At 71.7% G+C, this 21,396-nt stretch carries 17 protein-coding genes and 1 tRNA gene; 10 read left to right on the top strand and 8 right to left on the bottom strand.

Annotation, left to right across the window (positions count from 1 at the left end):
• The first annotated feature begins 29 nt into the window (after positions 1–29).
• On the top strand, positions 30–1,415 hold the full coding sequence (locus IE257_RS21855; RefSeq protein WP_189971150.1) for an NAD(P)/FAD-dependent oxidoreductase: 1,386 nt from the start codon (positions 30–32) through the stop codon (positions 1,413–1,415).
• A gap of 158 nt (positions 1,416–1,573) precedes the next feature.
• Positions 1,574–2,977, top strand: coding sequence for an SAM-dependent methyltransferase (locus tag IE257_RS21850; protein WP_189971148.1), 1,404 nt, complete (start codon positions 1,574–1,576; stop codon positions 2,975–2,977).
• Between the two features lie 59 nt (positions 2,978–3,036).
• On the opposite strand, the gene IE257_RS21845 is transcribed toward IE257_RS21850, so the two are convergent.
• Both IE257_RS21845 and IE257_RS21840 read right to left on the bottom strand, forming a co-directional pair.
• On the bottom strand, positions 3,037–5,589 hold the full coding sequence (locus tag IE257_RS21845; RefSeq protein ID WP_189971146.1) for an ABC transporter permease: 2,553 nt from the start codon (positions 5,587–5,589) through the stop codon (positions 3,037–3,039).
• Between the two features lie 62 nt (positions 5,590–5,651).
• Positions 5,652–6,416 carry an ABC transporter ATP-binding protein gene (locus tag IE257_RS21840; RefSeq protein WP_189971544.1) on the bottom strand — a complete coding sequence of 255 codons (765 nt, stop codon included), beginning with the start codon at positions 6,414–6,416 and terminating at the stop codon, positions 5,652–5,654.
• A gap of 408 nt (positions 6,417–6,824) precedes the next feature.
• On the opposite strand from IE257_RS21840, the gene IE257_RS21835 reads away from it, so the two are divergent.
• Positions 6,825–6,906: transfer RNA gene (locus IE257_RS21835), tRNA-Leu, on the top strand.
• 146 nt (positions 6,907–7,052) lie between these two features.
• Positions 7,053–7,901: a Bax inhibitor-1/YccA family protein gene (locus IE257_RS21830; protein ID WP_189971143.1), complete on the top strand. Its 849-nt coding sequence runs from the start codon at positions 7,053–7,055 to the stop codon at positions 7,899–7,901.
• Positions 7,902–8,022: 121 nt separating this feature from the next.
• On the opposite strand, the gene IE257_RS21825 is transcribed toward IE257_RS21830, so the two are convergent.
• Positions 8,023–8,253, bottom strand: coding sequence for a DUF4287 domain-containing protein (locus IE257_RS21825; protein ID WP_189971141.1), 231 nt, complete (start codon positions 8,251–8,253; stop codon positions 8,023–8,025).
• Between the two features lie 101 nt (positions 8,254–8,354).
• Here IE257_RS21825 and IE257_RS21820 point away from each other — a divergent pair, with 101 nt between their 5' ends.
• On the top strand, positions 8,355–8,717 hold the full coding sequence (locus tag IE257_RS21820) for a hypothetical protein (RefSeq protein ID WP_189971139.1): 363 nt from the start codon (positions 8,355–8,357) through the stop codon (positions 8,715–8,717).
• On the opposite strand, the gene IE257_RS21815 is transcribed toward IE257_RS21820, so the two are convergent.
• The 3 genes from IE257_RS21815 to IE257_RS21805 form a co-directional block, all read right to left on the bottom strand.
• Positions 8,701–9,516 carry a hypothetical protein gene (locus IE257_RS21815; RefSeq protein WP_189971542.1) on the bottom strand — a complete coding sequence of 272 codons (816 nt, stop codon included), beginning with the start codon at positions 9,514–9,516 and terminating at the stop codon, positions 8,701–8,703. The genes IE257_RS21820 and IE257_RS21815 overlap by 17 nt on opposite strands.
• Positions 9,517–9,810: 294 nt before the next feature.
• On the bottom strand, positions 9,811–11,031 hold the full coding sequence (locus IE257_RS21810; RefSeq protein WP_189971137.1) for an acetyl-CoA C-acetyltransferase: 1,221 nt from the start codon (positions 11,029–11,031) through the stop codon (positions 9,811–9,813).
• A 131-nt stretch (positions 11,032–11,162) separates the two neighbouring features.
• Positions 11,163–12,161 carry an SGNH/GDSL hydrolase family protein gene (locus IE257_RS21805; protein WP_189971135.1) on the bottom strand — a complete coding sequence of 333 codons (999 nt, stop codon included), beginning with the start codon at positions 12,159–12,161 and terminating at the stop codon, positions 11,163–11,165.
• Positions 12,162–12,289: 128 nt separating this feature from the next.
• Between IE257_RS21805 and IE257_RS21800 the strand changes: the two genes are divergently transcribed.
• Positions 12,290–13,672 carry a cystathionine beta-synthase gene (locus IE257_RS21800; RefSeq protein ID WP_189971540.1) on the top strand — a complete coding sequence of 461 codons (1,383 nt, stop codon included), beginning with the start codon at positions 12,290–12,292 and terminating at the stop codon, positions 13,670–13,672.
• Between the two features lie 508 nt (positions 13,673–14,180).
• Here IE257_RS21800 and IE257_RS21795 read toward each other — a convergent pair.
• Positions 14,181–14,564 carry a hypothetical protein gene (locus tag IE257_RS21795; RefSeq protein ID WP_189971133.1) on the bottom strand — a complete coding sequence of 128 codons (384 nt, stop codon included), beginning with the start codon at positions 14,562–14,564 and terminating at the stop codon, positions 14,181–14,183.
• Positions 14,565–14,704: 140 nt separating this feature from the next.
• Here IE257_RS21795 and IE257_RS21790 point away from each other — a divergent pair, with 140 nt between their 5' ends.
• Positions 14,705–15,547: a MurR/RpiR family transcriptional regulator gene (locus IE257_RS21790; RefSeq protein WP_189971131.1), complete on the top strand. Its 843-nt coding sequence runs from the start codon at positions 14,705–14,707 to the stop codon at positions 15,545–15,547.
• A gap of 127 nt (positions 15,548–15,674) precedes the next feature.
• Here IE257_RS21790 and IE257_RS21785 read toward each other — a convergent pair whose 3' ends face one another.
• Positions 15,675–17,057 (bottom strand): type III PLP-dependent enzyme domain-containing protein, encoded by a 1,383-nt coding sequence (locus IE257_RS21785; RefSeq protein ID WP_189971129.1) that lies wholly within the window; start codon positions 17,055–17,057, stop codon positions 15,675–15,677.
• A 104-nt stretch (positions 17,058–17,161) separates the two neighbouring features.
• On the opposite strand from IE257_RS21785, the gene hutU reads away from it, so the two are divergent.
• Genes hutU through IE257_RS21770 form a run of 3 tightly spaced genes read left to right on the top strand, consistent with a single transcriptional unit; the run spans position 17,162 to position 21,392 of the window.
• The gene (gene hutU, locus IE257_RS21780) at positions 17,162–18,847 is read left to right on the top strand and encodes a urocanate hydratase (RefSeq protein ID WP_189971127.1); all 1,686 of its coding nucleotides are present in this window, start codon (positions 17,162–17,164) and stop codon (positions 18,845–18,847) included.
• 23 nt (positions 18,848–18,870) lie between these two features.
• Positions 18,871–20,061, top strand: a complete 1,191-nt coding sequence (locus IE257_RS21775; RefSeq protein WP_189971538.1) for an allantoate amidohydrolase — start codon at positions 18,871–18,873, stop codon at positions 20,059–20,061.
• Positions 20,052–21,392 (top strand): formimidoylglutamate deiminase, encoded by a 1,341-nt coding sequence (locus tag IE257_RS21770; RefSeq protein ID WP_189971125.1) that lies wholly within the window; start codon positions 20,052–20,054, stop codon positions 21,390–21,392. The genes IE257_RS21775 and IE257_RS21770 overlap by 10 nt, the downstream gene beginning before the upstream one ends.
• Positions 21,393–21,396: the final 4 nt, after the last annotated feature.

The raw sequence follows: 21,396 nt of genomic DNA, 5'->3' as shown, positions 1-21,396 counted from the left end.
CACCCCTTTGGGTGCTGGATACTCGTTCCATGAGCACCACGGAGCGTCCCAGGATCCTCGTTGTAGGAGGTGGGTACGTAGGCCTGTACGCAGCCAAGCGCATCATGAAGAAGATGCGCTACGGCGAGGCGACCGTCACGGTCGTCGACCCGCGCTCGTACATGACCTACCAGCCCTTCCTCCCTGAAGTGGCCGCAGGCAGCATCTCGCCTCGGCACGTCGTCGTCCCGCTGCGACGCGTGCTGCCCAAGGCAGAGGTTCTCACCGGCCGGGTCACCAGCATCGACCAGGACCGCAAGGTCGCCGTCGTCACGCCGCTCGTCGGCGAGGCGTACGAGCTGCCCTTCGACTACCTGGTGATCGCGCTCGGCGCCGTCTCCCGCACCTTCCCGATCCCCGGCCTCGCCGAACAGGGCATCGGTATGAAGGGCGTCGAAGAGGGCATCGGCCTGCGCAACCACGTCCTTGAGCAGCTCGACAAGGCCGAGTCCACGACGGACGAGAACGTCCGCCGCAAGTCCCTCACCTTCGTCTTCGTCGGCGGCGGCTTCGCCGGTGCGGAGACCATCGGTGAGGTCGAGGACATGGCCCGCGACGCCGCGAAGTACTACTCCACGATCAAGCGCGAGGACATGCGCTTCATCCTGGTCGACGCGGCCGACAAGATCCTTCCCGAGGTCGGGCCCAAGCTCGGCACCTGGGGCAAGGAGCACCTCGAGTCCCGCGGCATCGAGATCTACCTCAACACCTCCATGGACTCCTGCGTGGACGGCCACGTGGTGCTGAAGAACGGCCTCGAGGTCGACTCCAGCACCATCGTCTGGACCGCCGGCGTCAAGCCGAACCCGGTGCTGGCCCGCTACGGCCTGCCGCTGGGCCCCCGCGGCCACGTGGACGCCCAGCCGACCCTCCAGGTCACGGGCACGGACTACATCTGGACCGCCGGCGACAACGCCCAGGTTCCGGACGTCGCCTCCCGCAAGGCCGGCGTCGAGAACGCCTGGTGCCCGCCGAACGCCCAGCACGCGCTGCGCCAGGCCAAGGTCCTCGGCGACAACGTCATCTCGGGCATGCGGGGCTTCCCGCAGGCCGAGTACTCGCACTCCAACAAGGGTGCGGTGGCGGGCCTCGGCCTCCACAAGGGCGTCGCGATGATCGTCATGGGCAAGACGAAGATCAAGCTCAAGGGCCGGCTCGCCTGGTACATGCACCGTGGCTACCACGGCATGGCCATGCCGACCTGGAACCGCAAGATCCGCGTCTTCGCCGACTGGACCCTCGCCATGTTCCTCAAGCGCGAGGTCGTCTCCCTCGGCGCGCTGGAGACCCCCCGCGAGGAGTTCTACGAGGCCGCCAAGCCGGCGCCGGCCCCGGCCGCCGCCGCTGCCCCGGCCGCGAAGGCCAAGGCCTCCTGACCGGTGTGACCGGCGGGGCCTGAGCCGCACTGCTCCACCTGCAGTACCCGTACGACCCGAAGGGGTCGCCCGCCATCCGTGGTGCGGGCGGCCCCTTCGGCGTACCCGGGGCCAGGGATGGGTAGACGGAGGGGTCGGAGCTTTTGTGGAGGTGCGCCATGACCGACGCCGCGCCGCGGCTCGCCGTTGTTGCCGAGAGACTTCTGGGTGCCCCGCTGCCGGTACGCGTCCGGGCCTGGGACGGCAGTGAGGCCGGCCCGCCCGACGGCCCCGTACTCGTCATCCACGACCGCCGCGCCGTGCGGCGGATGCTGTGGAGGCCCGGCGAGATGGGGCTGGCCCGCGCCTGGGTGGCGGGGGAACTGACGGTCGAGGGCAATCTGTTCGACCTCCTGGACCGGGTGGCCGGCCTGCTGTGGGAACGGGAGCAGGAGCCGCCGCCCATCGGCCCCGCGGTCTCCACGGCCCAGGGTGGGCCCGGGCCGTTCGCCGCGCTCGGGAGCCTCGCCCGCCGGGCCGGGCTGCCCGCGCTGTCCGGCCTGCCGGGGGCGAGGTGGCGCGACCCGGCCCTGCGGGCCGCCGCGCGCGAGCTGATCGCCCTCGCGGGGCCGCTGCCGCCGCCCGCGCCCCCCGCCGAGGAGGCGGCGCACCGGCGGGCCGGGCAGCGGCACAGCAAGAGCCGCGACCGCCGGGCCGTCAGCCACCACTACGACGTCGGCAACGACTTCTACGAGCGGGTGCTCGGCCCCTCGATGGTGTACTCCTGCGCCTACTGGAGCCCCGGCTCCACCCTGGAACAGGCCCAGCGCGACAAGCTCGACCTGGTCTGCCGCAAACTCGCCCTGCGGCCGGGGGACCGGCTGCTCGACGTCGGCTGCGGCTGGGGTTCGATGGCGCTGCACGCCGCCCGCGAGTACGGCGTCCGGGTCACCGGGGTCACGCTCTCCCGCGAGCAGGCCGCGTACGCCCGCAAACGGGTCGCGGACGAGGGACTGACCGAGCAGGTGGACATCCGGATCCAGGACTACCGGGACGTCAAGGACGGGCCGTACGAGGCCATCTCCTCCATCGGGATGGCCGAACACGTCGGCGCCGAACGCTACCGGGACTACGCCCGCACCCTGCACGCCCTGCTGCGCCCGGGCGGGCGGCTGCTGAACCATCAGATCGCCCGCCGGCCGGAGCCGGACGAGGAGGCCTACCGGATCGACGAGTTCATCGATGCCTACGTCTTCCCCGACGGGGAGCTCTCCCCGCTCGGCACCACCGTGGGCGAAATGGAACGGGCCGGCTTCGAGGTCCGCGACGTGGAGGCGCTGCGCGAGCACTACGGGCTGACCCTGCGCGCCTGGGTGGCCCGGCTGGACGAGCACTGGACCGAGGCGGTCCGGCTCACCTCGCCCGGACGGACCCGGGTCTGGCAGCTCTACATGGCGGCCTGCGCCCTCGGCTTCGAGCGGGGCCGACTGGGCGTCAACCAGGTGCTGGCGGTGCGTCCTGCGACCTCCGGGGACTCCCGGCTGCCGCTGCGGCTGCGCACCTGGGACGCAGAAACGGTCTAGCAGACGGCAAGGGCCCCGGGGCATGTCGCCCCGGGGCCCTTCCGCAGTCCCTGCCGCTGCTACTCCGTCTTGATGGCGGTCAGCATGTTCAGGCGGGCGGCGCTGCGGGCCGGCCACATGGCGGCCAGGACACCGACCACGGCGGCCAGCAGGAGGAAGATGCCGATCCGGTCCCACGGGAGGATCAGTTCGTAGTTCGGCATGGCCTTCGCCATCGTGGTGCCGACGGCCCAGGCGAGGAAGATGCCGATGGCGATGCCCAGCGTGGCTCCGAAGAGCGAGATCACCACGGCCTCCAGGCGGATCATGTTCTTGACCCGGCCACGGTCGAGACCGATCGCCCGCAGCATGCCGATCTCCTGGGTCCGCTCGAAGACGGACATCGCCAGGGTGTTGACCACGCCGAGCACCGAGATGATCAGCGCCATGCCGAGCAGGCCGTACATGACGTTCAGCATGGTGTTGATCATGCCGCCCATCTCGTTGCGCATGTCCTGCTGGGTGGCGACGTTGATGGCCGGGTTCTTGCCGAGCGCGTCGACGACCTTCTGCTGTCCGGCCTTGGAGGCGCCGCCGTCGACGTTGACGTACACCTCGCTGACGGCGCTCTCCTCGCTGTGCTGGGTGAGGATCTTGTCGTCGAGGACGTACGGGGAGAGCAGGCCCTCCATGTCCTTGTAGACCGCGCCGACCTTGAGGGTGCCCTCCTGGCCGTCTTCGTACTTCACCTTGACGGTGGAGCCGACACCGAGGTTCTGGCTCTTCGCGGTCTTCTCGGCGACCAGGACCTCGCCCTTGCCGAGGGAGTCCACCGAGCCGCTGACGGTCTCGATGTTCAGCAGCTGGCCGATGGCGGCCGGGTTGACGCCGGAGGCGGACCGGAAGTCGTCGCCGACCATGAAGTAGCCGGCCGTCTGCGGGGAGACGGCCTTGATGCCGGGGGTCTTGCCCAGGGTCTCGGCCACCGACCTGTCGAGGTAGCCCATGCCGCCGGCCATGGAGACCTTGTAGTCGGCCTTGAGCTTCTCGGTGCTCATCCGGTCGACGACCTTGCCGACGGTGATGCCGAGCACCGACAGGGTGGTGACCAGGGTCAGACCGATCGCCAGGGAGGCGGCGGTGACGGCGGTACGGCGCGGGTTGCGGACGGCGTTCTGGGAGGCCAGCTTGCCGGGGACCCCGAACACCTTCTGCAGCAGCGGGCGGACGGCCCCGATGACCGGCTTGGAGAGCAGCGGCAGCAGCACGATCATGCCGATGAGCATGAAGAACGCGCCCGCGCCGATGGTCATGCGGCCGTTGTTGCCGCCGGTGGACACGCCGAGCACGACCAGGCCGATGCCGAGGACGCTGATGATCGAGCCGATGACGTTGCGCACGACCAGCGACTTCGTGGTGGCCGGCAGGTGGGCGCTGCCCATGGCGGCGACCGGGGCGATCCGGCCGGTGCGCCAGGCGGGCAGCACCGCCGCGATCGTGGTGACCAGGATGCCGATGACCAGGGCCGCGATGATCGTGCCCGGGGCGATCACGAGGTCGCCGCCCGGGAGCTTGGCGCCGAAGGAGCTGATCACGGAGCGCATGGCGACCGCCAGGCCGATACCGCTGATCAGGCCGACGACGGCGGACACGGCGCCGACGACCAGGGCCTCGGCGAGCACCGAGCGCATGACCTGACCGCGGTTGGCGCCGACGGCGCGCAGCAGGGCCAGCTCCTTGGTGCGCTGGGTGACCAGCATGGTGAAGGTGTTGTAGATCAGGAAGATGCCGACGAAGAGCGAGATGCCGGCGAAGACGAGCAGCATGGTGCCCATCTGGCCGAGGCCCTCCTCGATGTCCTTGGCCTGCTTCTTGGCCAGCTCGGCGCCCGTCTGCGCCTTGGTGTGCTTGCTGTCGACCAGCGGCTCGATGTCGGCGAGCAGCTTGTCGGCGGAGGTGCCGTCCTTGGCCGCGACCGACATCTCCAGGAAGTAGCCGGGCTTGAGGTAGAGCTCCTGGGCGATCTTGGTCTCGAAGAGCACCAGGCTGCCACCGGCCTGGACGGCGCCGTCCTCGGTGGTGAAGACACCGGCGAGGGAGTACTCCTTGACCGGGCCGTTGGTGGCGACGCGGACCTTGTCGCCGACCTTGTACTTGCCCGCCTCGGCGGTCGCCCGGTCGAGGGCGACTTCCTCGGCCTTGGCCGGGCCGGCGCCCTGGACGAAGGTGTAGCGCGGGTCCTTGCCGTCCTTGACGGGCGTGTAGTTGGCACCCTGGTTGGACCAGCCGGAGCCGATCAGCTTGCCGTTCTCGTCGCCGACGCCGGCGAAGCCCGTGACGCGTCCGGAGACGGATGCGACGCCGGGGAGCGCCTTGACCTTGTCGAGGGTGGCCTGGCTCAGGCCGGGCTCGCCCTCCTTCTCGCCCTGCTCGTTGCGACCCTGGCCGTACGAGGTGACGGAGACGGCCACGCCCGCGTAGTCCTTGGCGGACTGGCCGGAGAGGGACTTCTTGAGGGTGTCGGTGAAGACGAGGGTGCCGGAGACGAAGGCGACGCCGAGGGTGACGGCGAGCACCGTCATCAGCAGCCGGGCCTTGTGCGCAAGGACGTTGCGCAGGGCTGTACGGAACATGGGTTTCGAGTCCTGGGGCTGGAAGTCTGGAGGAGGGCTGCGGGCTGCGGAGGCGGCCCGGATCAGCTCGTACGGCCCTTGGCGTCGAAGGCCTTCATACGGTCGAGCACGCTGTCGGCGGTGGGGTCGAGCATCTCGTGGACGATCTCGCCGTCCGCGAGGAAGATGACGCGGTCCGCGTAGGAGGCGGCGACCGGGTCGTGGGTGACCATCACCACGGTCTGGCCGAGCTCGCGCACCGAGTTGCGCAGGAAGCCGAGGACCTCGGCGCCGGAGCGGGAGTCGAGGTTTCCGGTGGGCTCGTCACCGAAGATGATCTCGGGCCGGGAGGCCAGGGCGCGGGCCACGGCCACGCGCTGCTGCTGGCCGCCGGAGAGCTGGGTGGGGCGGTGGGAGAGGCGGCCCGAGAGGCCGACCATGTCGATCACGGCGTCCAGCCACTGCTTGTCGGGCTTGCGGCCGGCGATGTCCATGGGGAGCGTGATGTTCTCCAGGGCCGTCAGGGTCGGCAGCAGGTTGAAGGCCTGGAAGATGAAGCCGATCTTGTCCCGGCGGAGCTGGGTGAGCTGCTTGTCCTTGAGGCTGCCCAGCTCGGTGTCACCGATGCGGACGGAACCCGCCGAGAAGGTGTCGAGGCCGGCGACGCAGTGCATCAGGGTGGACTTGCCGGAGCCCGAGGGGCCCATGATCGCGGTGAACTGGCCCTGGGCGAAGTCCACGGTGACGTTGTTGAGCGCGACCACCTGGGTCTCGCCCTGGCCGTACACCTTGGAGAGGCCGGTGGCGCGGGCCGCCACGGCCTGGGCGGTGTGCGGGGCGTAGTTCATGGTGGTCACGGGACGGCTCCTCGGTCTGCTGTGCGGGGACGCTTCCATCCTCGCTGCGGGCATGCCCGTTGCGGATCAGCCGCCGTGCCTGTTCCCCGGCCCACTGGAGTCTGACGGCGAGCGGGTGCTTCTCCTCCTCTGGTATGACAGAGGGCCTGCTCGGCGGGCGGTGGCCCGGGGTGGCGTGGAGGGTGGCGTGGGGGTGGCGCGGGCCATCGAAATCCCGTCATTCCCGTACAGGCGGTGATCGACGCCCAGAAGGGGCCCACCGCGCATTCTCGGGCCTGACGGTCCCTCAAGCGCCAATAAAATCAGACAACATCGGATAGGCGGCCGGTCGGCGGGCCGATCGTTCCGGATAGGCTCGGCTCAGCGTTCAAGGCTTTTTTACGGGGGCCGCCACGCCTTGCCCGGATGGTGGAATGCAGACACGGCGAGCTTAAACCTCGCTGGCCTTCGGGCCGTGCCGGTTCAAGTCCGGCTCCGGGCACTCCGCAGCTCTCGCGGAGTCCCCTCATTTATCTCCTGCGCTTCGCCCTGCCTTCTCCTAAGATCCTCCTCCAGCAGTAGGGTGCTTTCTTTGCGAGCGCATTACTCTTGTTGCAAGGCCGCGCTCGGTGGCCACGGAGGAGTGAGATGAGGAGCAGTAACCCGGTCTTCTCGCGACGGGGGTTCAGCCGCGACAACGGTGGCTATGCGGGGTTTGACGCGCAGCCGCAGCAGGCCGGGACCAACCCGTACGCGACGAACCCGTACGCGACCGACCCGGCCACGGGCATGCCGCAGGCCCCCGCCCGCGCCAATGTGATGACCATGGACGACGTCGTGAGCCGTACGGCCATGACGCTCGGCACGCTCATCGTGACGGCGGCCCTCTCCTGGGCGCTGCTGCCGGTCGACCCGGCCAACCTGGGCAAGTCGTACGCCATCGGTATCGGCGCCGGCCTCGTCGCGTTCGTCTTCGCGATCATCCAGTCGTTCAAGAGCAAGCCCGTCCCGGGCCTGATCCTGGCCTACGCGGCCTTCGAGGGTGTGTTCCTCGGCGTCATCAGCGCCGCGGTCAGCACCTACCTCGGCCCCGGCGTGGTCATGCAGGCCGTGATGGGCACGATGTGCGTCTTCGCCGCCGTGCTCTTCGCGTACAAGATGCGCTGGATCCGCGTGACCCGCCGCTTCTACGGCTTCGTGATGGCCGCCACGCTCGGCTTCATCCTGCTGATGCTCGTGAACACGCTGTTCGCGGTCTTCGGCGGCGGTGACGGCCTCGGCTTCCGCAGCGGCGGCCTCGGCCTGCTGTTCGGCGCCATCGGCGTCATCCTCGGCGCCTGCTTCCTCGCCCTCGACTTCAAGCAGGTCGAGGACGGCATCGCCTACGGTGCCCCCCGCGAGGAGGCCTGGCTGGGAGCCTTCGCCCTCACCATGACCCTGGTCTGGATCTACGTGGAGATGCTGCGCATCTTCTCGATCCTCTCGGGCGACGACTAGCAGGACCTGCGGGCCGACCGGCCCGCGCACGGCATGGGGAAGGCCCCGCGAGCGCACCGCTCGCGGGGCCTTCCCGCATCCCGGGGTCCGGGGACGGGGTCGGGGGATCGGGGGAGAGTGGTCAGCCGAACCTGCGTGCGGCTCTGCGCAGGTCGTACTCGTGGATGATCGCCTTGGCCTGGCCGTACGACAGTTCGTGCGCGCCGCGGAGCCAGCTGACCTTCTCCTCGAACCGGACGAGTGAGGGGCCGTCGTCCACGGTGCGGAGCCAGTCGGAGAGTTCACGACCGGTGGTCTGGGGGATTCTGTCGATCATGTTGCGGTGGGTCTGCTCGGAGAACTCTACGGACATGGGCGCCTCCGGAGGTATCGCCGTGCTGCTCTCTTCACGCCACCGTGCCGGAGAGTTCGCCCGTTGGCAATGGTGCCCGGGCGGCGCGTAGGGTCGGCCGCGTGCTTGATACCTCGCCCCTGACCGCCGCCCTGGAACGTTTTGCCGACCGGCTGCGGGCCGCGCCGCAGAGCCGCCTCCAGCAGGGCGCCGCCGCCGCGGCGCTGGAGCTGGCCCGCGAACTCTCCGTACGGGCCCAGCGGATCGAGACCCCCGGGCAGGCGCCGAAGGAAGTGCCGGACGCCGGCATCTTCGTGGTCGGCGACCAGGTGGCGGTGACCGGGCTGGACCTCGCCGAGGCGCTGCGCGCCGCGGCCGCCGCCCCGGCCCCGGCAGCGACCCCGGACAGCGCGAAGGCCCCGTCCGAGATGCTGGACGAGGCCGTGCGGCTGGTGGAGCAGGCGGAGATCAGAGGGATGCGATGACGCGGTCCGCGAGGATGTAGACGTTGCTGTCGGGGTCCTCGGCGTCGCCGCAGGAGAAGGTCAGCGCGTAGGCCCCGGAAATGCCCGAGCCGCCCAGCAGGACCGGCGCGGTGCCCGAGCGCAGGGCCTCGGCGAGGCGCTCCGCCGTCTCCCGGTGGCCGGGGGTCATGCAGAGCGTGGTGCCGTCGGTGAAGACGTACACGTCGAGCGTGCCCAGCGGACCCGGGCGGACGTCCGCGAGGGCCGTACGGGCCTCCGCGAGCTCCTCCAGGCGGTTCACGGTGCGCTCGTGGTCGGCGCCGGGGTGCGAGGCCTGGACGGGGACGAAGTCGGGGTGCGAGGGGTGGCGCCGGCGTGCGGCGGCCAGCTCGGCCGAATCCTCGGGGTACCCGGGAAGCTCGTCGAGGATGTCCTCGCCGACGACGGGCTCCAGTCCCACCAGGTCGGCCTGCCGGGGCAGGAAGACCGGGCTGTCCTCGCCGAGGCCGGGCAGACCGCCCAGCAGCGAGGGGGCGTCGGCGGCGTCGCGGGCCTCCTGCGCGGCCCAGAAGGCCCGCGCCTCCGCGAGCTCGCGCTCCCGCTCCTCGGCGAGGGCTTCGGCCACGGCGGCTCGTATCTCCGCGGCGGGGGACTCCACGGCGCTGCGGGCGTGCGGGACGGTCGTACCGCGGGCGTGGGCCGGCACCACCAGCTCGGTTCGCAGGGCGGTGACCTGCTTGCGCAGACCGTGGACGGCGTGCAGCGCAGCAGCGCCCACGGCCGTGGCAGCGGCCGTGGTCAGCAACAGGGCAAGAGACATGGCGCTCACTGACTAACTCCTGAAGTGATTCGATCCCCCGACTTCCTACATCAGAGTGTCCCGACCTGGGAATGGCGTGCAGTGCATTACGTCACGAAATGGACAGGGCTTTCGTCACACAGGCAGCATCTGTACCGGCCGTGACCTGCATAAACACCGATCCCCCAGGAGATAGGTCACATCCTGGGGGAAATTTGGTCACAGGTCGGCCGCGAGGGGGTTGGATCCGGTGCCGGTACGCCGCAAGGGATCCGGCCGGATCCCTTGCGGCGCCTGGGCACACTCTTGATCCAATTAGCTCAGGCGCTCGATCACCATGGCCATGCCCTGGCCGCCGCCGACACACATGGTCTCGAGACCGAACTGCTTGTCGTGGAACTGCAGGCTGTTGATCAGAGTGCCGGTGATGCGCGCACCCGTCATCCCGAAGGGGTGGCCGACGGCGATGGCGCCACCGTTGACGTTCAGCTTCTCCAGCGGGATCTCCAGGTCCCGGTACGACGGGATGACCTGGGCCGCGAAGGCCTCGTTGATCTCGAAGAGGTCGATGTCGCCGACGGTCAGCCCGGCCCGCTTCAGGGCCTGCTTCGACGCCTCGACCGGGCCCAGGCCCATGATCTCGGGGGAGAGGCCGGTGACACCGGTGGAGACGATCCGGGCCAGCGGGGTCAGGCCCAGCTCGCGGGCCTTGGTGTCGCTCATGATGACCAGCGCAGCGGCGCCGTCGTTCAGCGGGCAGCAGTTGGCGGCCGTGACCAGGCCGTCGGGGCGGAAGACGGGCTTGAGGCCCTGCACGCCCTCCAGGGTCACGCCGGCGCGCGGGCCGTCGTCCGTGGAGACGACCGTGCCGTCCGGGGTGGTGACCGGGGTGATCTCGCGGGCCCAGAAGCCGTTCTTGATGGCCTCTTCCGCGAGGTTCTGCGAGCGGACGCCGAACTCGTCCATGTCCTGACGGGTCACGCCCTTGATGCGGGCCAGGTTCTCGGCGGTCTGGCCCATCGCGATGTACGCGTCCGGGACCAGGCCGTCCTCGCGCGGGTCGTGCCAGTCGGAGCCGGTCGACGCGGCGACGGCCGCCGTACGGGCCTCGGCCTCGGCGAAGAGCGGGTTGTGGGTGTCGGGCCAGGAGTCCGAGTTGCCCTTGGCGAACCGCGACACCATCTCGACGCCGGCGGAGATGAAGACGTCGCCCTCGCCCGCCTTGATGGCGTGCAGGGCCATCCGGGAGGTCTGCAGCGAGGAGGAGCAGTAGCGGGTGATGGTGGTGCCGGGCAGGAAGTCCATGCCCATCTGCACGGCCACGATGCGGGCCAGGTTGTTGCCCTGCTCGCCGCCGGGCAGGCCGCAGCCCAGCATCAGGTCGTCGATCTCGCGCGGGTCCAGCCCGGGGACCTTGGCCAGGGCGGCCTGGATGATCGTCGCGGTCAGGTCGTCCGGCCGCACGTCCTTGAGGGACCCCTTGAAGGCGCGCCCGATCGGGGAGCGGGCGGTGGAAACGATGACGGCTTCGGGCATCGGGACTCCAAGGGTGTGTTGCGGCTCTGAGCGGGACCGCATGCGAAGTTACCGCCCCGTACGGTCCAGGTCACCGGCCGGGGCGTGTGACACGGGCCGCACTCGGCCCACGGCCCCCCCCGGTGCCGGTCTCAGGTGACGGTCGGCTGCGCCGGGTCCGTGGCCGGCACCCGCCGCCTGCGGCGGTGCTTGAGCAGTACCCAGGGGCCACGGACCGCCGTGACCTCCGTTCCTGCCTGGCCCGCGGCGGCCGACGCGGCCTTCGCCACCGGCAGCATGTCCTCGTCCCGGGACACGTCCAGCCGGTCCGACTCCGGCCACAGGCCCAGCGCCGCGCACAGGGTCGGCAGCACGGCCATGGCGGCGGTCGCGTACCCCTCCGCCGACGGGTGGTAGGAGTCCGGGCCGAACATCTCGCGGGGGTTCGCGGCGAACTCCGGGCCCAGCAGGTCTCCCATGGAGACCGTACGCGCGCCCAGCGCGACCACCCCTATGGTCTGCGCGGCGGCCAGCTGGCGCGAGACCCGTCGGGCCAGCCAGCGCAGCGGCTGGTACACCGGCTCGATCGTTCCCAGGTCGGGGCAGGTGCCCACGACGACCTCGGAGCCGGCCATGCGCAGCCGGCGGACGGCCGAGGTCAGCAGCCGCACCGACTGCGTCGGCGGCATCCGGCGGGTCACGTCGTTCGCACCGATCATGATCACGCAGACGTCCGGGGGCGGCGCGGTGCCGCCGAGCAGCAGGCCCACCTGCCGGTCCAGATCGTCCGACATGGCCCCCGACAGGGCCACGTTGCGCAGCTCCACCGGCCGCTCCGCCACCGCGGCCAGACCGGAGGCCAGCAGGGCCGCCGGCGTCTGCCGGGCCCGCCGTACGCCCAGCCCGGCGGCCGTGGAATCACCCAGCATGCCCAGATGCAGGGAGCCCGGGCTCTGCTCCGGCCCGCCGAACTCGCTCCCGTACAGCCCGTCGGCACGCGGCGGCTCCGGCAGCCCGGATCCGACCGCCCGTCTGGCGAACTGCATCTCGGCCACCACCAGCCCGACCGCGGCGGCCCCGACCAGTCCGAGTCCGCCTCCGCCGTACGCCGCCCCCGCCGCGATCCGGCGGGCTGTTCTCGCCCTGGACATCCTTCAGGCCACCTCCTCGGTCCTCATTGACCCCTACCTGCCCCGTACGGACGGTCGGCCAATCCCTTTCGGCATACTCTGGCCGGACCTCCCGGAGAACCCGTGGAGTCCCCTCCTTGGAGAACATGGTGCAATTCCACGACTCGATGATCAGCCTCGTCGGCAACACCCCGCTGGTGAAGCTCAACCGTGTGACCGAAGGCCTGCAGGCCACCGTCCTTGCGAAGGTCGAGTACTTCAATCCCGGTGGATCCGTGAAGGACCGGATCGCCGTACGGATGATCGAGGCCGCCGAGCAGAGCGGAGCCCTCAAGCCCGGCGGCACCATCGTGGAGCCGACCAGCGGCAACACGGGTGTAGGACTCGCCATCGTGGCCCAGCAGAAGGGCTACAAGTGCATCTTCGTCTGCCCTGACAAGGTGTCCATGGACAAGATCAACGTGATGCGCGCGTACGGCGCCGAGGTCGTGGTCTGCCCGACCGCCGTCGACCCCGAGCACCCGGACTCGTACTACAACGTGTCCGACCGCCTCGCGCGCGAGCCCGGCGCTTGGAAGCCCGACCAGTACAGCAACCCGAACAACCCCCGTTCGCACTACGAGACCACCGGCCCCGAGCTGTGGGACCAGACGGACGGGAAGATCACCCACTTCGTCGCGGGCGTCGGCACGGGCGGCACGATCTCCGGCACCGGCAACTACCTCAAGGAGGTCAGCGGCGGGAAGGTCAAGGTCATCGGCGCCGACCCCGAGGGCTCGGTCTACTCGGGCGGCTCCGGCCGCCCGTACCTGGTCGAGGGCGTCGGCGAGGACTTCTGGCCGACCGCCTACGACCCGGACGTCACCGACGAGATCATCGCGGTGTCCGACAAGGACTCCTTCCAGATGACCCGCCGCCTCGCCAAGGAGGAGGGCCTGCTCGTCGGCGGCTCCTGCGGCATGGCCGTCGTCGCCGCGCTCAAGGCCGCCGAGGGCCTCGGCCCGGACGACGTCGTCGTCGTCCTGCTGCCGGACAGCGGCCGCGGCTACCTCAGCAAGATCTTCAGCGACGAGTGGATGGCGGGACACGGCTTCCTGGAGGAGGCCGGCCCCGCCGCGCGCATCGGTGACGTGCTGAACGACAAGGAGGGCGGCATCCCGTCCCTCGTCCACATGCACCCCGAGGAGACCGTCGGCGAGGCCATCGAGGTCCTGCGCGAGTACGGCGTCTCGCAGATGCCGATCGTCAAGCCGGGCGCCGGTCACCCGGACGTGATGGCTGCCGAGGTCATCGGCTCCGTGGTCGAGAAGGAGCTGCTGGCGGCGCTGTTCGCCCAGCGGGCCTCGCTGACCGACCCGCTGGAGAAGCACATGAGCTCCCCGCTGCCGCAGGTCGGCTCCGGCGAGCCGGTGTCCGAGCTGATGGCGGTGCTCGGCGAGGCGGACGCGGCGATCGTGCTGGTCGAGGGCAAGCCCACCGGTGTGGTGAGCCGCCAGGACCTGCTGGCCTTCCTGGCCAAGGCCGCCAAGTAGCCTGCGGCCCGCCCGGGGAACGGGGAGCGGGCCCACGGCCCGCCTCCGACCCCTGGCATCCGGCCCGTGGCGCGGCCTTCGCGCAAACGGTACGGGCACGACACGTGACGGCAGCACCCGCTTAACACGGCTCCGGCACAGTGGTGGTTGTCGGCAGGGAAGTCCGGGAGACCGGAACCCGGCCGGCACCACGGAACGGCGTGTGCGTACCTCCGGAGCGGCTCCCGGACCGCGCGTACGCCACGGACGCGGACGGCCCTGACCCGGCCGTGTCCTTCGCGGGGACCGCCGTCGTCCCGCCCCTCGGGCAACCGAGGGTGCGGCGGTCCCCGCGCAATCCCTTTTTCAGGGCTCGGTTCGCCTCCGGGGCGCCTTTTGCCGGCTCGTGACGGCGTACGTGCTCGAAAACCGCTCGTGCCTCACGGTTCCTCCGCGCGTTCGCCCGCACTCCCCGTCGCGCCCCTTCGGCTCACTCGCCCGTGCGGCGGTGGTGGCGGCGGGACCGGCGTCAGTCCAGCGGGTCCGGTCCGCCGCGGCGGAGGCGATGGGCGTGGATGAAGTTCACGCCCACGATGCCCGCCCAGGCGACGATCAGCCCCGGCAGCCGTGCCTGTGCGGCGGCGATGGCCGACAGCGGGATCGCCAGCACCAGCGTGATGATCGCGAAGCCGAACCGTTCGCCGAAGTTCCCGTCCCCCGGGGCGGCCGACGGCGTCCGGCCGCCGCCGCGGGCCGCGGCCAGGCGTTCCTCCGCGAGGCGGCGCCGGACCTGGGTGTCGACCTTCTCGACGAACGAGTCCACCAGCGCGGCCTCGTACTCCGGGCCCAGCTCGCGCCGGGCGTCCATCGTCGCGTCGAATTCCTTCTTGAGCTCTTGGGCGTGGGCGTCCATGCCTCCACCGTAGGAACCTCCGCGGGCCCCGGCACTGGGGCTGTCCCCCGTATCCGCATCGCGGGCACGGCTTGCCCCGCTGCATAACCGCATGCAGAGTGCTCCGTGACTGAATAACTCACCGGGACGGAGGGGACGGGATGAGTGACAGCCCGGCCGCGCGGCTGCAGAAGCTGTTCGAGGGGCACCGGCTGACGCCGACCCAGCGGCGGATCGCGCACTGCATGGTGCGCGGGGCGGCGGAGGTGCCCTTCCTGTCGAGCGTCGAGCTGGCCGAGCTGGCCGGGGTGAGCCAGCCCTCGGTGACCCGGTTCGCCGTGGCGCTCGGCTTCGACGGGTATCCCGCGCTGCGCCGCCACCTGCGCGAGGTGGCCCCCGCCGAGCGGCCCGAGGCCGCGCACGAGGACTCGTACAACGAGTACCAGCAGGCCGTCCTCGGCGAGATCGAGAACTTGCGGCAGCTGGCGGCCATGCTCGCGGATCCCTCACCGGTCCAGGAGGCCGGGCGGCTGCTCGCCGCCTCGACGCCGCTGCTGGTGCTCGGGCTGCGGGCGGCCTCGTCGCAGGCGCGCGGGTTCGCGTACTTCGCGTCGAAGGTCCACCCGGACGTACGCCTCCTCGACGAGGGCGGCACGATGCTGGAGGACCGCATCGACGCGGCGCGCTACGAGGGCGCCACGGCCCTGCTGTGCTTCGCGCTGCCCCGGCACCCCCGGGAGGTCGTGGAGACGCTGGAACGCTCGCGAGCGGCCGGCCTGACGGTGGTCACGGTCGCCGACTCGGCCTTCGCCCCGGTGGCCCGCCACTCGGACCTGCTGATCCCGGCGCAGGTCGGCACCGGGCTGGCCTTCGACACGGCGTGCGCGCCGATGCTGCTGGGGCGGGTGCTGCTGGAGTCGATGGCGGACGCGCTGCCGGACGCGCAGGCGCGACTGGAGGCCTTCGACACGCGGGCCGCTGCGCGGGGCCTCTTCGTGGAGTGAGCCGGGCCCCGGGCCCGCGTCCGGGGCCCGCGCCCCGGGACGCGGCGCGGCGCGAAGACCGGGGCTCCGCCCCGAACCCCGCGCCTGAGGCGCCGGCGGGGCTGAAGTGCGGGGCGGAGCCCCGGGGCTACAGCAGGGCGTCGCGGAAGTCCCCGCCCGCCTCCGTGACGATCGACGGCACGTCCTGCGCCGGGCGGACGAGGCGGAAGCGGACCTCGCCCGACGGCGTGATCGCGAAGCCGTGGACCGCCGGGCGGGGCAGGCTGTTGTAGCCGTAGTGGGCCGTGAAGAAGTACGCACCGGTGTCCGGGACGCCGATCAGGTCGCCGGGGGCGAGCCGCGGCAGCTCGCGCGCGACGGCCAGCAGGTCCCCCGCGAAGCAGGCCGGGCCCGCGATGTCCTGGGGCACCGGGTCGCCGGCCTTCGGGACGCCCTTCGCGTCGTACGGCAGGATCCGCACCGGCCAGGCCGCCGGGGCGTACGCGGTGCGGGTCGCGAGCTGGACCCCTGCGTGGGTGAGCGCGATGGGCCGGGAGCCGCTGGTCTTGGTGTACTCCACGCGGGCCAGCACCAGGCCGTGCTTGGCCAGCAGGGACCGGCCGAACTCCGTGACCAGGCCGTACGAGCCGTCGAAGAGGGCGGGGACCGCCTCGCGCAGGGCGGCCACGTACTGCGCGTGGGTCGGGGTCTCCTCGTCCGAGGCGAAGTTCACCGGCAGCCCGCCGCCGATGTCGAGGGTGTCGACCTGGCGCCGTCCGGCCGCCGCGTTGATCTCCTCGGCCAGCGCGTGCAGTTCGCGTACGCCTTCGGCGATCAGGGCCAGGGGGACGCCCTGGGAGCCCGAGTGGATGTGCAGGCGGGTGAGCCACGGCCGGTCCAGGTAGGCCCGTACGAGCCAGTCGCGCGCGCCGGGGTCGCGCAGCGCGATCCCGAACTTCGAGGTCGCGGTCGCCGTGGACAGGGCGTCGATGGTCCCGGCGCCGGTCTGCGGGTTGATCCGCAGGCCGATCGGGGCCGCGGTGGGCGCGGCCGCCGCCGCGACGAGCGCGTCGAGGCGGGCCAGCTCCTGCGGGTTGTCGGCGTTCAGGGCGATGCCCAGGGCCAGGGCCTCGCGCAGCTCGGCCACCGTCTTGGCGGGGGAGTCCAGGACGGTCCTGGCCGCGGGGACCCCCGCCGCCCGGGCCAGCGCCAGCTCGCCGGGGCTGGCCACCTCGCAGCCGAGTCCGGCGTCGGCGAGCAGTCGCAGGACCGGCACGAGCGGGGCGGCCTTGACGGCGAAGGCGTGCAGGACGGGGGTGCCGGGGGCCGTCGCGGCGGCGAAGGCGCCGGTCAGGGCGGCGGCGGAGGATCGGATCCCGGCGATGTCCAGCAGGCAGGTCAGGGGCTCCGCGGCGTCGGCCCCGCCCACGAGGCCCTGCGCGACGGCGGCCCGTACGGCCAGCTCCCGGCGCGCGGCAGAGCTCTCGGCGGCTGCCTCGACGGCGCCCTCACCCTCCGTGTGTGCAGCCATGTCGGCCATCCCATCATTCGACGGGGCCGACCGCAGCTGTTGACTGAATCTATTCAGGGCGGGAGGATGTGAATAGATTGACCAACATCGGAGGAGGCACCGCCATGTCAGGACCCCGCCCCGTACGTGCCGCGCGAGGCACCGACCTCAGCACCCTGGGATGGCAGCAGGAGGCCGCGCTGCGGATGCTCCAGAACAACCTCGACCCCGAGGTCGCCGAGCACCCGGACAAGCTGGTCGTCTACGGCGGCACCGGCAAGGCCGCCCGCGACTGGCGCTCGTACGACGCCATGGTCCGCACCCTGCAGACCCTCAAGCAGGACGAGACCATGCTGGTCCAGTCCGGCCGCCCGGTCGGCGTGATGCAGACGCACGAGTGGGCGCCGCGCGTCCTGCTCGCCAACTCCAACCTCGTCGGCGACTGGGCCAACTGGGAGGAGTTCCGCCGCCTGGAGCACCTGGGCCTGACCATGTACGGCCAGATGACCGCCGGGTCCTGGATCTACATCGGCACGCAGGGCATCCTCCAGGGCACCTACGAGACCTTCGCCGCCGTCGCCGCCAAGCTGCATTCAATCGGTAAGGGAGGGGTCAACGGCACCCTCGCCGGCACCATCACCCTGACCGCCGGCCTCGGCGGCATGGGCGGCGCCCAGCCGCTGGCCGTGACGATGAACGACGGCGTCGCGATCTGCATCGACGTCGACCCGCGCGCCATCGACCGCCGCATCGAGCACCGCTACCTGGACGTCAAGGCCGACAACCTGCGCCACGCCCTCCAGCTGGCGGTCGAGGCCCGCGACGCCCGCAAGCCGCTCTCCATCGGCCTGCTCGGCAACGCCGCCGAGCTGCTCCCGCAGATGCTCGCCGAGGGCGCGCCGATCGACATCGTGACCGACCAGACCTCGGCCCACGACCCGCTCGCGTACCTGCCCGTCGGCGTCGACTTCGACGACATGGCCTCCTACGCCGCCAAGGACCCGGCCGGCTTCACCACCCGCGCCCGCGAGTCGATGGCCAAGCACGTCGAGGCCATGGTCGGCTTCATGGACGCCGGCGCCGAGGTCTTCGACTACGGCAACTCCATCCGCGGCGAGGCCCAGCTGGCCGGCTACGACCGCGCCTTCGCCTTCCCCGGCTTCGTCCCCGCCTACATCCGCCCGCTGTTCTGCGAGGGCAAGGGCCCCTTCCGCTGGGCGGCACTGTCCGGCGAGGCCTCGGACATCCACAAGACCGACAAGGCGATGCTGGAGCTCTTCCCCGAGAACGAGTCCCTGCACCGCTGGATCAAGATGGCGGGCGAGCGCGTCCACTTCCAGGGCCTGCCCGCGCGCATCTGCTGGCTCGGCTACGGCGAGCGCGACAAGGCCGGCGAGCGCTTCAACGAGATGGTGGCCGACGGTACCCTCGCCGCGCCCCTGGTCATCGGCCGTGACCACCTCGACTGCGGCTCGGTGGCCTCCCCCTACCGCGAGACCGAGGCCATGCTCGACGGCTCCGACGCGATCGCCGACTGGCCGCTGCTCAACGCCATGGTCAACGTGGCCTCCGGCGCCTCCTGGGTCTCCATCCACCACGGCGGCGGCGTCGGCATGGGCCGCTCGATCCACGCGGGCCAGGTCACCGTCGCCGACGGCACCCCGCTCGCCGGCGAGAAGATCCGCCGCGTCCTCACCAACGACCCGGGCATGGGCGTCATCCGCCACGTCGACGCCGGCTACGACATCGCCGAGTCGGTGGCCGACGAGCGCGGCGTCCGCGTCCCCATGCGTGAGGGCGACGACGCGTGAGCGAGGCCGCATCGTTCCACAGCATGTGGGCCGAGCTCGCGCCCATCGGCCGGAACGCCGACACCGGCGGATACCGCCGCTACGCCTGGACCGGGGCCGACGCCGACTGCCGGACCTGGTTCCAGGAGCAGGCCGAGGCGCGCGGGCTCACGTACGAGACCGACCGCAACGGCAACCAGTGGGCCTGGCTCGGCGACCCCCTCGCGGGGGACGCCGTGGTCACCGGCTCCCACCTGGACTCCGTCCCCGACGGCGGGGCCTTCGACGGCCCCCTCGGCGTGGTGTCCTCCTTCGCGGCCCTGGACGAACTCCGCAGGAGGGGCGTGGAGTTCTCCAGGCCGCTCGCCATCACCAACTTCGGTGACGAGGAAGGCGCCCGCTTCGGGCTCGCCTGCGTCGGCTCGCGGCTCGCCGCCGGGCAGCTGACCAGGGAGAAGGCGTACGAGCTGCGGGACGCCGACGGTGTCTCCCTGCCCCGGGCCATGGAGGCCGCCGGCTACGACCCCGAGGCCATCGGGGCCGACCCCGAACGCCTCGGCCGCATCGGCGCCTTCGTCGAACTGCACGTGGAGCAGGGCCGCGCCCTGGACCTGTCCGGGGACCGGGTCGGCATCGCCTCCGCGATCTGGCCGCACGGCCGCTGGCGGTTCGACTTCCGGGGCGAGGCCAACCACGCCGGCACCACCCGGCTGGTCGACCGCCGCGACCCGATGCTCACCTACGCGGCGACCGTGCTGGCGGCGCGCACCGAGGCGGCCCTCGCCGGGGCCGTCGCCACCTTCGGGAAGATCTCGGTCGAGCCCAACGGGGTCAACGCCATTCCGTCGCTGGTGCGCGGCTGGCTCGACTCCCGGGCCGCCGACCAGGCCACCCTCGACACGGTCGTCACCGCCATCGAGAAGGCCGCCCGCGAGCGCGCCGACCAGGACGGCATCGACCTCGGCATCGTCCGGGAGTCCTTCACCCCGGTCGTCGAGTTCGAACACGCCCTGCGCGACGAGATGAACCGGATCCTGGGCGGTTCGGTCCCCGTCCTCGGGACCGGGGCGGGACACGACGCCGGAATCCTCTCCGCCGCCGTCCCGACCGCGATGCTGTTCGTACGGAACCCGACCGGCGTCTCCCACTCCCCGAGGGAGTTCGCCGCCGAGGACGACTGCGTGGCGGGCGTCCTCGCCCTCGCCGACGTACTGGAAGGCCTGGCATGTCGCTGACGACGTACTGGCTGGAGCACGCCTGGCTCGGCACCCACGTCGAGCCGGGCGTCGCCCTGGAGGTTGACGCCGAGGGCCGGATCGGCGCCCTGCGCACCGGCGTGAGCAGCCCGCCGCCGGGCGCGGAGGTGCTGCGCGGCCTGACGCTCCCGGGCCTGGCCAACGCGCACAGCCACGCCTTCCACCGGGCTCTGCGGGGCACCGTCCAGGTCGGCTCGGGCACCTTCTGGACCTGGCGCGACCTCATGTACAAGGTCGCCCAGAACCTCACGCCCGAGAGCTACTTCGCGCTCGCTCGCGCCGTGTACGCCGAGATGGCGCTGGCCGGCATCACCAACGTCGGCGAGTTCCACTACGTCCACCACGCGCCCGGCGGCGCCGCGTACGCCGACCCGAACGCCATGGGCGAGGCCCTGATCGAGGCCGCCGCCGCGGCCGGCATCCGGATCACCCTGCTCGACACGGCGTACCTGTCCTCAGGCTTCGGCGAGGCCCCCAACAGCCACCAGCTGCGCTTCTCCGACGGCACCGCCGAGGCCTGGGCGGAACGCGCGAGCGCGCTGAAGCCCCGTGAGCACGCCCTGATCGGCGCCGCCATCCACTCGGTCCGCGCCGTACCGGCCGCCGAACTGGCCACCGTCGCCGGCTGGGCCGAGGAGCGCCGGGCGCCCCTGCACGTCCACCTCTCGGAGCAGACCGCCGAGAACGACGCCTGCCTCGCCGCCCACGGGCGCACCCCGACCCAGCTGCTGGCCGACCACGGAGTGCTCGGCCCGCGCACCACCGGCGTGCACAACACGCACCTCACCGACGTGGACATCGCCCTCCTCGGCGGGACCACCACGGGCACCTGCATGTGCCCCACCACCGAACGCGACCTCGCGGACGGCATCGGCCCGGCGACCCGCCTCCAGCACGCGGGCAGCCCGCTGTCCCTGGGCAGCGACAGCCACGCCGTGATCGACCTGCTCGAAGAGGCCCGCGCGATGGAGCTGAACGAGCGGCTGCGCAGCCGTACCCGGGGACACTGGACGGCGAACGCCCTGCTCAGCGCCGCCACCGAGGACGGCCACGCGGCCCTCGGGCGCCCGGACGCGGGCCGCCTGGAGGCGGGCGCGCTCGCGGACTTCACCACGATCGCGCTGGACTCCGTACGCACGGCCGGTCCGCTGCCGCGGCTGGGGGCCGAGACGGCGGTCTTCGCCGCCACCGCCTCGGACGTCCGCCACACGGTGGTCGGCGGCCGCCACATCGTCCGCGACGGCCACCACACCCTGGTCGGGGACGTCCCGACGGCCCTGTCCGAGTCCATCGCCGCCGTCCGCCGCTGACCGC

This window comes from Streptomyces avidinii, from assembly GCF_014650695.1.
GTDB classification, from domain to species: domain Bacteria; phylum Actinomycetota; class Actinomycetes; order Streptomycetales; family Streptomycetaceae; genus Streptomyces; species Streptomyces avidinii.
Note: the sequence above shows the minus strand (reverse complement) of the source record. Positions and strands in the feature narration are given on the sequence as shown.